The sequence below is a fragment of the Paenibacillus sp. SEL1 genome, from assembly GCF_054602535.1.
Genome location: NZ_CM137723.1, coordinates 1,370,261 through 1,385,965 on the forward strand (window position 1 = coordinate 1,370,261; position 15,705 = coordinate 1,385,965).

Consider the following 15,705-nt stretch of genomic DNA (forward strand, 5'->3'; position numbering starts at 1 on the left):
AACCTTGTCGAATCCAGTATACGGGAAACAGGCCAAAACGTCGACCCGTGACGATAAAAGGCCGGCTATATTTTGGGTGTTAATTGTTGGCATGATTTTGTTCTTAGCTTGGGCCCCCTTCCAGGCTGCACTTTTTAATGGTCAAATGCTCGACTTTGAGAAGCCTCTCTATTGGGCTGTTATCATCGCCTCGATTCTATTGATTTTAGGAATCGTAACCTATTATAAAAAATTCAAGCTGGAAGAGCAAAGGGATTGGCTGGCTGTATTAGTACTACTGCTTCCCTTGACTTATGTGCTTTCACTGACATCAGCAGCTTCACATTACCTGGCCATGAATATGGTGGTGGTACAGTGCATATATGCCGCCCTGTTTATCATCTCAATCTATCTACTACAAGATCGCTTAGGCAATAAGATTATTCACAACCTGATTATGACTGTTGCTTATGTCATTGTCGGCTTTGGCTTTATTAACTGGTTCGGACAGTGGGTAATTGCCGGCAAGATGGTAGGCTGGTTTACCCAATATGTGTATCAATATCGTTATACCAATGCAGTTATGACAGATACAAATGGTCTCCGGCTGACATCCGTGTTTCAATATGCGAATACATATGCCGCTTTTCTAATGGCTTTCCTATTCGCTGCCGTTTTCTGTCTGATGAAATCAAAACTATGGTATGGCAAGGCTATTCACGGCTTCATGTTGGTGCCTATTCTGGTCTCGTTATTCCTGACCTTGTCACGGGGCGGTCTGGTTATGTTGCCAGTCGTTTTCGTGCTGCTCTTGCTTTTCCTTAAACCTGCACGCCAAATTATATGGATTTTGCATTGCGCCATTGCTGGTGTAGCGTCAATATCTATCTTGGCGCCAATTACAAATATGGGATTACAACTCAATAAGGCCTACAACGGTGGTGAGGCTGCCAAGGCTTGGGGGTTACTTATTGGGGTCTCCCTTGCTGTAGCTGTTGTACTGTGGCTTGTTGAACGTTATCTGGCACCGAAGCTGGAAAGTGCCCTCACAGGCTGGACTTCCCGTAAGTTATCCAACCTATGGCTGCCTGTCGGATCAGTTGTCGTGATTGGCTTGCTGGCTTTTCTGTTTATTGGAACTGGCCTGCGCAGCGTACTACCAGAAAACGTCCAGGTCCGGTTTGAAAATATCAATTTCCGGCAGCATAGTGTACTGGAACGACTTGTATTCTATCAGGATGCTGCCAAATCGATTAAAGATCATCCTGTTATTGGCACCGGCGGCGGCGGTTGGGCTACTTTATATGAGAAATACCAAGACTATCCTTACACAAGCCGTCAGGCCCATAACTTCTTCATGCAGTATCTGGTTGAGGTTGGTATTCTCGGTTTTGTAATTTTCATGTCATTCATCTTATTTATTTTCTACAAATATATCCGTAACTATATTAGACAAAATGATGAAGAACGGGATTCTCACTTTCTGTATCTCATTTTGGCGCTCTCGATCTTACTTCATAGCTTGCTGGACTTTAATCTGAGCTACGTGTTCATGGGCATACTGATATTTATGAGTCTTGGTGGTATGGCCGCTGCTATGGACAGCAAACCTCTTAGACGCTTGTCCATGAGTACTTCTGGTTTCCGAATCATGTATAGTGCAGTCATCGGCATTCTAAGCATTGTGGTGCTTTTTGCAGGTCTCCGCTTCGTGCAATCGGCCAATGCTGCCACATCTGCCAAACAGATCATGGCGGTCAGCACATCTTTTGAGGAAATCCAAAGTGCCATTAATAAGGATCTTGAACTTCGTCCTACGCACCCAGATTCGGTTATAAGTTTGGCTGCACTGTACAAGAATGTGTATGATCAAACGAAAAAAGAGGAATTTTATAATGCTGCAATAGAGGTACTTAATACGGGCCTGAAGGCAGAACCGTATAATAAAATCATGTATTACTCCAAAGTTAACCTTTTAAAAGCAAAAGGTGAGCATGAGCAAGCCTTCAGTATTTTGGAAAATAACATTTCCAACTTCAAATGGGACAATGACTGGTACAACATGTTGATTACTCAAGCCTACTCTATTGGTGATAAGGCACGTGAACAGAAGGACACCGCCAAGGAGCAGAAATATTTCCAAGCAGGGCTTGCTGCATACCAGCAGGTTCTGGATGGGGTAGCTCATATTAAGACGGTTCCACCTGAAATTCAGTTGCCACGTACTTTTGAGGTAACTCCAGGTATTGCGCTCAGCACTGGCAAAATTGAATTCATGTCAGGCAAGCCCGCAGAGGCTGCTAGCATCCTGAAAAACGGTCTGAAGGACGATTTGAGTGATGCTACGAATCGTGAGGTCGCCCGCTACTATATCGCTGCTCTGCAACAGCAGGGACAGGATGACAAAGCATTGTACGATAAGCTGATTAAAGCTGATCCGAAGGAGAGGGAGCAAATTGCTCAGTTAAAATCGGAGAAATAGTACAGAAAAAGAGACTATCAGATGATGTTATATCATCCGGTAGTCTCTTTTTTATTTGGAGAAAGAGAGGTTTGGTGAGGTGTTTATTTTTGTTGATCAATATCTTCAATAACCTGTCTCATATAAGCCAGTACTTCATCCTTGATTTCGTTATGCTGTAGAGCATAATGGATCGTTGTTTCAATGAATCCCAATTTCTCGCCAACGTCATGGCGATTCCCGTCAAATTCGTAGGCCAGGATCGGATTCTTTTCTCCCAGTTTGGACAATGCATCTGTCAACTGAATCTCCCCGCCTACTCCCGCAGATTGCTGACCCAGGATATCAAAAATATCAGGCGTCAAGATATAACGTCCCATGATCGCCAAGTTGGAGGTTGCTTCTTCCTTCTTTGGCTTTTCTACCAATCGTTCCGCTTCAGAGATTTTGGAAGTAAGTGCATGACCTTCAACTATGCCGTAACGATGTACCTCGTTCCAATCCACTTGTTTTACACCTACAACAGAACGCTGATACTCATCGAACACGTCTATCATCTGTTTGAGGCACGGATTCTCAGACTCAACGATGTCATCCCCTAAAAGGACGGCAAAAGGTTCGTCACCGATAAACTTACGTGCACACCAGATGGCATGCCCCAACCCTTTAGGTTCCTTTTGACGAATATAGTGGATATCTGCCATCTCCGATGGTTTACGCACTTCATTGAGCAGATTCCATTTTTCCTTCGCAGTCAAATTATGCTCCAGCTCAAAGGAGTAGTCAAAATGATCCTCAATCGCCCTTTTGCCTTTACCAGTAACGATAATGATATCCTCTATACCAGATGCAACAGCCTCTTCAATAATATATTGAATTGTTGGTTTGTCTACAATGGGAAGCATCTCTTTAGGCATCGCTTTCGTAGCAGGAAGGAACCGAGTCCCTAATCCCGCAGCAGGAATAATCGCTTTACGGATTTTCATAGGTTAAAACTCCTTTGTCTTCAATATAACGGATAGATAACTGTCTATGATTATAACAGGGAGATAGATGAATTTGATAGGTTAAAGAAGAAGACATCTTCCCTCAAAGAGAACATGTCTTCTAATCACTTGCTTTCTATATGAATATATTATGCTGCCGGAATCTTTCTGGCTCCCGAACAAATATACAGTTATTTACTTCACCAGCTGCCCACGTGTAACACCCAACTGATTCGTCGCTTTCAGCGTCTTCCATACTTGTGTTCCACTGATTTCTCCGCGCAGGGCACGGTTATAGAGATCAATAACCTCATGCACTTGCTCCGGTGTCTCCTCCAAAAATTCCACGCGGTAACGGGACACGCCCAGCTCCAGGAAGTTGGATAGGTATTCCGCGCCGGATTGCTCAATCGCGTTGTACACCGTGTTGCGGCAGCCTTCGTCCACACGGACCGGATGAGACATACCAATTCGATCACGCAGGGATGCGCGATGGTCCTCACATGGACGTCCACAGTTAGTGTAGTCGGTGCCTTCACTCATAAAGGTACAGTATACGCAATGTTCAGTATGGAACATGGGCATATGCTGCTGGATCACGATCTCCAACTTATCGGTACGTGTACGTCTGAGCATATCAACCATTTGCTGAATGTTCAGATCGTACGAAGGCGTAACCAGGTCGCAGCCGGAATCCAAGAACAGATCAGCCGCTTTATGGTTGGCTATGTTCAGCGAGAAGTCACCAATCAATTGCGGGTGATGTGCGTCCGGGTTCTCCAACCGATGTCGCAAGTAGAAATACAGTGCCCCTGGATTGCGTACCAACACAGCATCCGGCTTCAAGCGCAGGATGTTGTTGTGGTAGCCATTTTCACCCGGCATGTGAATACGCGGGGTCGCCAGCGCAATTCGGCGGCCTGCAGCGTGCACAGCCTCTACGGCTGCCGGGAATTGCTTGATGAACTCGAAGTCGGCGTAGATGAATTCCACGCCGGCCTCGAGCGCAGCCTCCACCTGAGGGAGGCTGCGGCACAACGCGATCAGCTCTGCCTGACCGCGTGCCACAGACGATGCCGGAGTCGATGCATCGTCATACACCTCGACCGTCCGCTTCGTGTACACGGGCGGTTTGGGGCGCTCGCCCGCGAGCAGTTCCACCGCCTGACGGCGGATACCGTTCAGCTCGCGCATCGGCACGATGACGTCCCCATGCAGATGGACGTCCAGTTCTTCCAGCTGGAACACCGTTCCGCCCAGTCGGCCGAACTGCTCTTCGAGCAGTTCATGCGTCATCGGACGCTTCTGGGCAATTTCGAGTTCCAGCTCGGAGTCCACGCGGACCGTTGTGCCCTTCTGCACGTCGGTCCACCATGTCGACAGCGGCTGCCCTGGGGAGCCGCTGACCCGCACATGTACCGGGAAGACCCGGTACGGCTTGTCCGTGTCGTACGACTGGCGCAGACGTTTGTCCAGCGCTGGGTCGTTGGTCTTCCAAATGCGGTCGCCCACGTGCACACGGCGCAGATCCACATCGTTGCGTCCCGCTACGATATCGATGATCCAGCCTTCCCCGGCTTCGCCTTCAATCTTCACGCCCTTGCGGCGGATATCATATACGCGTCCGCCTTCTTCTTTTTGCGTGGGATCTCCCGCATCGAATACAATACCATCGCCACGCTTGAGCGGGGCATCAATACGGCACACTACGCCATCACGAAGGATTTGTTCCACTCGGCCCAGATACACCCCACGGCTTTTCGGGAACGTACCGTCAACCAGCTTCTTGTTATTGGTCCCTTCGAGAAAACCGTGCGTAAAGCCGCGTGAAAAGCTCTGTTGCAGCTCGCGGATATCTTCTTTGCTGGTCTTGGACGTATCGCCATCAAAATACTTATCAATGGCCTTGCGGTACTTGCTGACCACATTTGCCACATATTCAGGTGTTTTCAGTCGCCCTTCAATTTTAAAAGAAACAACACCCGCGTCGATCAGTTCAGGCATCAAGTCAATCGCTGCCAGATCCTTAGGTGACAGCAGATACGTCACATCTGCCATTGGTTTCTGCTCTCCGTCCACCATCAGATCGTAAGGTAAACGACATGCCTGTGCACACTCACCACGGTTAGCAGAGCGGCCGCCCCACATTTCTGAAGTCAGGCATTGGCCAGAATAAGATACGCATAACGCTCCATGTACGAATACCTCCATCGGAAGTCTCGCCTGATCGCCTATCTTTTGGATCTGTTTCAGGTTGTTTTCGCGTCCAAGCACGACCCGTTCCATATTGTACGGCTTTGTAAACTCTACCGCTTCCGGCGAGGTAATCGTCATTTGGGTAGAACCATGAATCGGAAAATCCGGTGAAATGTCGCGGATCATTTTCACCAGGCCCATATCTTGGACAATTAAGGCGTCGACTCCGGCATCAATACAGGCATCGATCAGCTCCTTAGCGTCCTCCAACTCGTTTTCAAATACCAATATATTGAATGTTAAAAAACCTTTAACTCCATAGCTATGCAAAAACGCCATAATTTCAGGCAGTTCCTCCATGCGAAAATTATTCGCCCGTGCTCGTGCGTTGAACTTTTCCACCCCGAAAAAGATCGCATCAGCCCCGTTTGCCACCGCCGCACGCATACAATCCCAGTCACCGGCTGGTGCCAGAAGCTCGACATCTTCTCTTCGTACTGCTGATTTCATTATTTCCCTCCCCATATGCTGAAAACGAATGATCTCCGAGGGATAATCGTTGTTTTCAGGGCAGCTATGCTGCTTACTTGGTAATCTCATGGATGTTCCATAGACTCATTCCAACGCTGATCATGTTTAGTCAGGGGAATGGAAGCCTACTAAGAATCATATTTTAAATCCTATCCGTCTCTATCATCTTGTCCGATCATCCACACACTGAACCATCGGTTCCTCGCGTGAATTACATCCAACTCAAAAAATCCGCATCACAAACATCTGCGGCAGAATCATTCTTATCTTGTAACTAATCTAGTGTACCAGACTGCGACCTAAGCTTCTACACTTTCCAAGCGATTCCTTTAAAAAATAATACTAAAAACACCTCCAATCCCGTCAAGCGGTGCTTTGGAGGTGAGTCATCCTATCATTAACTAGGCAAACCTATACTTCGCAAGCATTTCTCCCCAGGGTGATATTCCCTTCTCCCTGAAGCCTGTTTTACTATATAGCTTTCTAGCTAGTTCATTGTCTGGTTTATACCCAATCATGATAACATCCGTCCTATCACTGGCTTTCCTTATTTCATCGATAACCAGCAACATCGCATTGTAGCCATAACTTTGACCTTGAAATCTTTCGTCAATCATAAATCGGTAAACCCAGTAATTTCCGTCATCCGGGTCTAAACCATACATTGTAAAACCAATTAATTCGTCATCATTATAAATTGCTTTAGATAAAAATCCATCTAAAAACTGACACTCCGCAATCGAAAAAAGGTTGGATACCATAAATCTTTTTTGCTCAGGTGTCGGTTTAAGTTCGGCACATGCTTCCCAATTATGTTTGTCGACTGCTTTTAGCGTAATCATTTTGGATTCCTCCTATACGGGGAAATCCGTATAGACTTCCCTAGTGCTTACTTCACTCATTATAAGATTGGTGGTATTTGGCGGGCGCCAGTGAAGCGGGCCATTTGAATCCGAAGAAGCGTCAGCGCTCGTAGGCTCAAATGGCACGCGTAGCGCTTCCCCCACAACCTCGCTAATCTTTTACCTACACCTTCTACTTCACAAAATTAAACGAATTTAACGTCGAATCCAGTGCGTTAGACTGTACAGCCGTGTTGTTCGCATCATTTAATGTTGTTGTCACAGTATACGTTTTTCCGTCACGTTCCAAAACCAATTGGTGGCCTGTGTAGCCAATGCCTTCCTCTATACGATGGAATGTAAAGGACACTGCCGGAACACCAGCAAACGTTACGTCCTTAACTTCCTCAACTTTGAGGTTTTTGTAGTTCTTTGCTTGCTTATCATAGAAGTCCTTGAGCTGGGATACCGTTAGTTCAAATGATTGGTCGTTGTCGATTTTGATGGAAAAACGTCCTCCAGTAAACTGGTACTCTACATCGCCCAATTCAAATTGATCGCTAATCGCGGTCCAATATCGTGGGATATTCACCGTATATTCATAGGCTTTTGACGTCTTTTTGACCGTTTTCGTTTTGTCCGTCAAATAGTCGTCTTCTTCCAACTGTCCAAAGTTACTTGCTACGGTTTGAAAATCGATTTGAAGCGAGGAAATGAGCGCATTGAACTGATCATTTCCTTTGCTTACTTTTTCAGGCACTGCGTATTCAGCCAAATAGCGGTATCCATTTTGCTGAATCAGCACATTGTACTCTTTGACCCATCCATCGCCAAAATTATAGCGGTACTCCTGTACTAACCCTTGAACGCCTGCAACCTCCAGCGGATACGTCTTCTGTGCCTCATAAGCCGTAGACACAAATGAATCGCTCAGCCATTTTTGCAGTTGCTGGCCCCAGTTCTCCAACTTTCCATCCGCTGGAGCCGAGGTTATTTTCATGCGGAAGCTCGATCCATCATTACTTTCATATTGCATCCGTTGATCGTCCATTTTCCAGCCTGCGGGTATGCTGAGTGACACACCGTAGTCTGGATTTCCAGCCTCGCGTGTGCCTCCTACGACAGTGGACAAGTCTTTAATACTTTTATCCTGCGCATTAAAAGAGGTCTTGAAGGAATTTAACAGTCCCGCATACTGAGCCAGATCTTTATAATTCGTTGCTTTAGCATCGGAAAAATAAACTACATACAATCGTCCGTTGTCATAGTACTGACGATTTTCCCACAATACGCCGTCCCCATCCTTCGTAATGACACGAGCATAAGGTACCTTCGCTTTCGGGAAGGATTTTCGATCGATCACAGTTTCTCCCGTTTCCTTGGCTGCCTGCACTAATTGTTGCAACAGATCGTCCGCATTCAGTGGAACCGGCTGTGACGCTGTGTGCACCTCCATATAGTAGGCACTGTTCTCATCCATAAAAGTGGAGATACTCTCATCTCCACCTCCCTGACCGATGACGAGACCTGTTGGATAGTTCATAGACCAGCCATAGTAACTGTTCCCGATCTGCGTCTTGCCCTCATCATTATCAATGTTCGGTGTCTCTTCAGCTACCGTGCCCGCCTCTTCTTGTGCTTCCATCCGAATAATGATTCCGGCGCCGTTCTTCTCCAACTTACCGCCAAGCCCTTCTGCTACTTGACGCAGAGGCACCATGAGAATACCTGATGACATTTCCGGTGGAGCTGGAAGTGTCACCTTGTGACCTCTCACCCAAGCAGTACGGCTACCAATGGTCAGCGATACAACATGAGTTCCGCTAGTGATTTTAACCACATTATCTTCAGCCAATCGAATTTTGCTGTTAAATGCCTTTTTAAAAATACCAGCTGGAACCATCAGTGCACCACTTTTTGAATATGGCTTCGTAATATTGGCATTTTGGCCGTTCACGATGGCTCTATTGCTGCCGCTTTGCAACCGCAATTCCAGCATGGTTTTATCATGATCTGCTGCAACTGCTGGCAAAGCGGAAAGCAGAAGGGACAATGCGACAGCGCCGACCCCCAGCTTACGCATCATTTTTCTTTGAATATGCTTCACAGTAAATCTCCCTTTAGCTTTATTTTATAGATTCAAGAGCCGTTATTGTTCACTTTCCAGTAGTTGCCCCTTGAGCTGGCTCCGATGTTTCCTTAGGAAGCGCTACGCCGTCATCTTCAGCGGCCTCCGAACCGTTCGAATCTTCACCATCTTCTCCAGACTGAATGGACTCATAGATTTCACCATTATCCTGTGTCAGTACTAGCTTGCGCTTCACAATATCACCGTCCGACTGCATTAGTACACTCACCGTTTGACCTGGTTGATAGTTTTTAAGCAGCTCATTGACATCAATGGCCGAAGCTACACGCTTACCGTTAATGCTATACAGCTCATCGCCTTCCTTGATTTTGGCCTGAATGGCATTGGCTGAGGTAATTTTCGTAACTTTCAGAGGGTCCTCGGTAGGTAATCCAACGATAGCTGACCAGCTCTCTTCCAGACTCAGACCAAGACTGGCACGCCGAACCTCTCCGTATTTGAAAAATTGGCCGATGACATATTTCACCGTATCCGACGGAATCGAAAAGCCCATATTTTCAATGCCGACCGCCGAGAATTTCATCGTATTGATCCCAATGACCTCACCCTTGAGATTGACCAGCGGACCGCCGCTGTTACCAGGATTGATCGCGGTATCACTTTGGATCAAACGATAAGCAGCGTTGACACCACGGTTCAGCCCGCTAACAACACCCGAGGTTGCCGAATTGCGAAGTGAAAAGGATATAGGCGTACCAATAGCCACTACCTGCTCACCTACCTGTAGACTGTTCGTTGAAGCTGCCAAGGTGGCGGGTTTGAGGCCGCTTGCCTTGATTTTGACTAATGCCAAATCACTGATCGGATCGCTGTAGCTGTCGGTGATTCCGTAAGATTTTCCGTCCGAGGTTACGACCACGGCATCACCTAATCCTTCGATAACATGTGCATTCGTCACAATCCATCCATCGGTACGAATGATGACACCCGTGCCGTGAGCTAGGTTGTATCGATCTCCTCCTGCTACAGTCTCTCCCGTGGCTGAACGGCCAATGATACCGACCACAGAAGGAGATACATTTTTAACCACCTGCGGCACACGATCGGCCGATAACGTATATGTACCATTTACGCTGTTATATGCGCCGCTGGTTCCTAATGCTTTATTCATATCGCTTACGTTAACATAGACCCCGCCATTAATGACTTTGGCCTTTAACGCAGTTCCACTGCTGGCTGCACCTGCCGTTCCAGAAATACATAGAGCGCTGCCCAAAGCCAGAACAACTGCCCTTTTCCCCATCTTACGCATATACTCACCATTTCCTCTCTTACATGACCCTGTTCTATCAGTTAGTCCAAATCTACCATAGAGGGGACACGTATACAATCGCTTTAAGCCCTATCTTTTTCTAAAAGGCGACGTTTGCTACATCCCTGTCCTCTCATGCTATTTATATTATAAATTTTCCAAATCCTTATATCAAAAAAATAAGCAAAAACGATAAATAATCGTTATACCGTTTAGGTCATTCCTTCGTTTACGGGCATAACCAACTATGATACCATCACATTATATCTTAGTTTTATTGTCGGAAATAAAGAATAAAATCATGAATCCTCTATCCAAAACACTAAAGTATAAATAAGCACTTACAGGAGGTTAAAAGAATGGCCTACGAACCAATCTGGAACGCTCATCCCGATAAGCTTAACAAATTCGAGTTAGTCAAGCTGGAAAAGGACGGTCTCGACGTTATCCGTACCATTATCGAAAACTATGCCAACGAAGGCTATGACTCGATCTCTGCGGACGATATGGACCGTTTCAAATGGGCTGGGGTATATCAGCAAAAGCCCAAGGATGGCCATTTCATGATGCGAGTCCGCATCAACACAGGAATCATGACTTCAGCACAGGCACATGCCTTGGCGGACATATCCGCGCTATATGGACGCGGTCTTGTGGATGTCACCACTCGCCAGGCGATTCAATTTCACTGGCTGACGGTCGAAAGCTTGCCCGATATTTTCGAAAGACTGGAAAAAGTCAATTTGTATTCCTTTGAAGCCTGTGGAGACTGCCCGCGTACCATTGTTGGTAATCCGCTGGCTGGCATCGATCCCAATGAATTGGTCGACACCCAGGAGATTGTAGATGAAGTGAACCGATTTTTCTTATTGAATCGAGACTTCTCCAACCTGCCGCGCAAGTACAAAATGTCTATCTCCGGTAATACGTACAACAATGCACAGGCTGAAATTAACGACCTGTCCTTCACTCCGGCCACCAAGATCCTCGACGGAAAAGAAGTGATCGGCTTCCATGTGATGGTTGGTGGAGGCTTGTCCGCCAAGCCGCATATGGCACAGTCGCTGGATTTGTTTGTTCGTCCTGAGGAAGTACTGAAGGTTGCTATTGCTGTCACCACCATTTTCCGTGATTACGGCTATCGGGAAAAACGGCACCATGCCCGCTTGAAATTCCTCGTTGCCGATTGGGGCCCAGACAAATTTCTGGCTAAGCTCACCGAGTACATCGGTGAAATGCCCGGACGAGGCGAGGACAAAACGATTGGCTGGCAAGCCGCCTATTTTGACGGTGTGCATCCTCAAGCTCAAAAAGGTCTGAACTATGTCGGTCTGAACGTGCCTGTCGGTCGCCTTAGTGCTGATGAGTTGCACGAACTGGCCGACCTGGCTGACCGCTATGGCGATGGTCAGATTCGTACCACGATGTCGCAAAATATTTTGCTAAGCGGCGTGCCGGATGAGCAAGTGGATGAACTACTTGAAGCCCCCGTGCTGCAACGCCTGACACCACAGCCCAAGCATTTTATGAGCCGTACAGTATCGTGCACAGGAAATGAGTTTTGCAATCTGGCGATTGTGGAAACCAAAAAACGGGCGGTTGACGTTGCCGAGTATTTGGATCAGCACGTACAATTGGATGAAAAGGTGCGCATTCATTTTATCGGTTGCCCGAATTCCTGCGGTCAAAAGCATATTGCGGACATTGGTCTGCAAGGCTCGCTTATTAAGACACCGGAGGGCTTGGTCGACGCGTTCGACATCGCTGTCGGCGGAGCGCTTGGAGCAGGCGCCCAGTTTAACAAGGCGCTCAAAGGTCGCGTACGCGGGGATCAGGTTGGACCTGTACTGGCAGAGCTCATTCTGTTCTACAAAGAAAACAGGAGCGCTGGCGAAAGCTTTTACGCATATGTACAGCGTGTAGGTATTCCGACTTTCCAGGAAAAGCTGTCTGCCATTTTACAATCCGGCCACGTTGCATCCTAAATATAGAGTCTATTAACAGCCTGCTTGTATCACATATACAAGCAGGCTCAGGCTGTCGAGAAAGTCTCGACAGCTTTTTTTATGTTCATTTTATTTAAGACGACACCGCGCTAATGTTGTATAATATAGGTAACTATTGTAGAACGGACGGTGTTGATATGCTGCGACCTCATCGAGACCAACAACAATCTTTTGAATTGGTTTCTCTGGAAGAACTGGTACCACAAGATCATCTGCTTCGTAAAGTGGATACATATATAGACTTCTCCTTTATTCATGAGAAGGTAAGCCCGCTGTATTGTGCAGACAACGGGCGTCCTGCCATTGATCCTACCGTGTTGTTTAAAATGATCTTTCTCGGTTATTTCTATGGCATTCGCTCAGAACGACAACTCGAGCGTGAAATTCAGACGAACCTGGCTTATCGCTGGTTCCTGGGGCTGGGCTTAACGGATAAGGTTCCAGACCATACGACGATTAGCTGGAATCGTCGCACTCGCTTTAAAGACACCACGATCTTTCAAGATATCTTCGATGAAATTGTGCTGCAGGCGATCTCTCACCGAATGGTGGGTGGGCGTGTTCTCGTCACCGATTCCACACACGTCAAAGCCAATGCTAACAGACACCAGTACACCAAAGAACAAGTGTTGCAGAATACCAAAGACTATATGGACGAGCTTAACGAAGCGGTGAAGGAGGACCGGAAAAGCCACGGAAAAAAGCCTTAAAATCCCGAGAGGAAGTGAACGAAGAAAAAGAAATTAAAGTGAGCAAAACAGACCCAGACAGCGGCTATATGATCCGTGATGGCAAGCCTGAAGGCTTCTTCTATCTGGACCACCGCACAGTGGATATGAAGTACAATCTGATTACGGATGTGCATGTGACGCCGGGGAATGTACATGATTCTGTCCCCTATTTGTCCCGTTTGGATCGACAAAGAGAACGACGCTTTGGTTTTCAAGTAGAAGCTGTTGCGCTAGATTCAGGTTATTTAACGACGCCGATTTGCCGAGGTTTGCAAAACCGAAAGATTTTTGCCGTGATTGCTCACCGAAGATTCCATCCCAGACAAGGGCTGTTTCCGAAATGGAAGTTTGAATACGATGCCAAACGCAATGTGTATAGATGCCCAGCCCAACAGGAACTGCCCTACCGAACGACGGACCGTAAGGGATACCGGCAGTATACCTCTGACCCAGCTCAGTGCCAGCATTGCCCACTGCTAGACCAGTGTACCCAGTCTCGAAACCACCGCAAAGTGGTGACTCGGCATGTCTGGGAAGACAGCAAAGAGTGGGTACGGAGCAACCGGCTAAGCCCATCCGGGAAACGGCTGTACCGCAAACGAAAAGAGACGATTGAGCGAAGCTTCGCGGATGCCAAAGAGCTCCATGGGTTTCGCTATTGCCGTTTGCGCGGTCTTCCAAATGTCAGGGAACAAGCCCTTATGACGGCAGCCGTGCAGAACATGAAGAAGATGGCGATTCACCTGGATCGCCTGAAGAAACAGGGGTAACCCCCTGTTTCTCCAGAGACCAGAGCCTTATGATGTAAAGAAAAAGAAACCCACGTCTCAAAAGACGGGGTTTCTCGACAATCTGAGCCTGCTTGTATTACATATACAAGCAGGCTGTTTCTTATCGTCATACAACCTCGCAATATCGTTTCCCTCAATTCCACAAAAAAAGACACCGGATTACTCCGGTATCAATATTTTCGCAAAATCCAGTACTGTTGGCTTATGAGCTCCTGTTGTAGATGTCACCACCACGTAGCCTGAAGGTATCTTGTATATCAATCCCGTATCGTATCGGATGCCGAAGGAATTATCCTCCTTATAATGAGTCCTCGTTTCCCACACCTTCGTACCGTTTCCTTTCAGGCCTGTAATGGTGATGCCATGCATCTTCGTGGTTTTACCCAGTGGATCATATTGATCACTGAACTGGACATACAACTGCTCCTCAGGCAGATACACCCGGTCAGCCGCATAGTCCTCTGTATTACTAAATAATTGTAGACCATTACTAAGCACCTGTGTACGCTTGCTGTTTCCTTTAAGCCCTGTTACAGCAATATGACCGCTCGGCAACTCACGTACTGCGGCAATTTCTTTACCTGATCCTAAGTCCAGATGGATGTCACGAATATCGCGACCATATACATCTGCTTGTACCCCAACGGGACCATCTGAGCTGTTCAAAAGCGCATAATACCCATTGTGACTGCCGACCAGCCAACCCGAGGTCACTCCGGCCGTCGTTCGATTCCATTGTAGATCGCCAGTTTCAGTGTATTTGAGTACAGTGAAGGACTGCTCCGCAAGGTTTAGATAGGAGACCAGGAAACTGCCATCCTCCAGTGTCTCCAAACCAACCTGAGAATCCTGCCCATGAGATATCAAGCCATCTGTGGGTAATGTTTTGGACCACAAGGTGTTTCCATCCTCGTCCAATCGGGAAGCCTGCAACTCTCGTATTCCGTTCGGTTTTGTATAATCAATCAGAAACAGCAAGCCCCTATCCGGCGTCTCCCGCTGGACTCCCCTGCTGCTTGTCCCGGGCTGTACGTTCAGGTCCTGCTGATGTTTCCATACAGCCTCCACAGAACTGTCCAGCTTGCCATATGTGACGTGTACTACACTTGCTTCTGTATCGTCCTCGACGTTCAGCATTAAAAACCCACCATTCGCTGCGGGTTGAATGTAATCATGAGCGTTTTCTAAATCCTTAATACTGCCAATTGCTGCACTTGTTTCGATTTCGGCTTGTTTGGGCGCAAACGCTTCAGACACCTCGGAGGCATAGGACGGTGCAGCACTATAACCCATCAAACATGCCGCCAAAGCAGCTCCTGCTGCCCATGAATATACACGTGTACGTAAAACTCTACTTTGCTTAATCTTCAAGCGTTCCAGCTCCCTTCATGACTTCCTCAAAGATGTTGTATGAACCTTAGATGTGATAAAACTACAGACGGTTTCGCTTCAACTTGTAATGGTTGTCACGCGGGCAAGGAACTCCGTATGATGCTAAGTAATCATAAATTATATATTTACCTCTTCAAGCCCGAGCCTAAACATCCAAAACTCCAAAATTTAGAGACTACTCAGAGACTTTCTGTCGATGAATATACGTATAGATTTATTATTCCAGCGCTTGGTAAACTATGTGTCACATGCTTTAACGCAGGAATTTGATAAAAGTTTTCTTTTTTTACAAAAAAAATAAAACCCTGCACAGGCAGGAAGGCATCAATACACTAGTTCGTATTCTGCCTTCCTGCCTGTGCAGGGTTTTTAAATCGTACGTTAAATGG

Annotated in this window: 9 protein-coding genes; 3 read left to right on the forward strand and 6 right to left on the reverse strand. The window is 46.9% G+C overall.

Annotation, left to right across the window (positions count from 1 at the left end):
* Positions 1–4: 4 nt before the first annotated feature.
* Entirely contained in the window at positions 5–2,461 is a 2,457-nt protein-coding gene (locus tag ACYCSE_RS06390; protein ID WP_459701838.1) for an O-antigen ligase family protein, read from the forward strand.
* Positions 2,462–2,544: 83 nt separating this feature from the next.
* Here the strand turns inward: ACYCSE_RS06390 and galU are convergent, their stop codons facing one another.
* The 5 genes from galU to ACYCSE_RS06415 all read right to left on the reverse strand — a co-directional run bounded on the left by galU (position 2,545) and on the right by ACYCSE_RS06415 (position 10,396).
* Positions 2,545–3,426 (reverse strand): UTP--glucose-1-phosphate uridylyltransferase GalU, encoded by an 882-nt coding sequence (galU, locus tag ACYCSE_RS06395; protein ID WP_254350464.1) that lies wholly within the window; start codon positions 3,424–3,426, stop codon positions 2,545–2,547.
* Between the two features lie 195 nt (positions 3,427–3,621).
* Positions 3,622–6,132: a U32 family peptidase gene (locus ACYCSE_RS06400; protein WP_459701839.1), complete on the reverse strand. Its 2,511-nt coding sequence runs from the start codon at positions 6,130–6,132 to the stop codon at positions 3,622–3,624.
* Positions 6,133–6,554: 422 nt separating this feature from the next.
* The gene (locus tag ACYCSE_RS06405; RefSeq protein ID WP_459701840.1) at positions 6,555–6,995 is read right to left on the reverse strand and encodes a GNAT family N-acetyltransferase; all 441 of its coding nucleotides are present in this window, start codon (positions 6,993–6,995) and stop codon (positions 6,555–6,557) included.
* A gap of 193 nt (positions 6,996–7,188) precedes the next feature.
* Positions 7,189–9,102 (reverse strand): stalk domain-containing protein, encoded by a 1,914-nt coding sequence (locus ACYCSE_RS06410; RefSeq protein ID WP_459701841.1) that lies wholly within the window; start codon positions 9,100–9,102, stop codon positions 7,189–7,191.
* A gap of 49 nt (positions 9,103–9,151) precedes the next feature.
* Positions 9,152–10,396: a S1C family serine protease gene (locus tag ACYCSE_RS06415; RefSeq protein ID WP_459701842.1), complete on the reverse strand. Its 1,245-nt coding sequence runs from the start codon at positions 10,394–10,396 to the stop codon at positions 9,152–9,154.
* A gap of 359 nt (positions 10,397–10,755) precedes the next feature.
* Between ACYCSE_RS06415 and ACYCSE_RS06420 the strand changes: the two genes are divergently transcribed.
* Positions 10,756–12,381, forward strand: coding sequence for a nitrite/sulfite reductase (locus ACYCSE_RS06420; RefSeq protein WP_336076744.1), 1,626 nt, complete (start codon positions 10,756–10,758; stop codon positions 12,379–12,381).
* A gap of 158 nt (positions 12,382–12,539) precedes the next feature.
* Positions 12,540–13,903 (forward strand): IS1182 family transposase gene (locus ACYCSE_RS06425; protein ID WP_459701843.1). Its coding sequence is split into 2 segments (ribosomal slippage): positions 12,540–13,107 and positions 13,107–13,903, totalling 1,365 coding nucleotides; the frame shifts between segments, so codons are not numbered across the junction.
* 180 nt (positions 13,904–14,083) lie between these two features.
* On the opposite strand, the gene ACYCSE_RS06430 is transcribed toward ACYCSE_RS06425, so the two are convergent.
* Positions 14,084–15,295: a hypothetical protein gene (locus ACYCSE_RS06430; RefSeq protein WP_336076742.1), complete on the reverse strand. Its 1,212-nt coding sequence runs from the start codon at positions 15,293–15,295 to the stop codon at positions 14,084–14,086.
* Positions 15,296–15,705 lie beyond the last annotated feature (410 nt).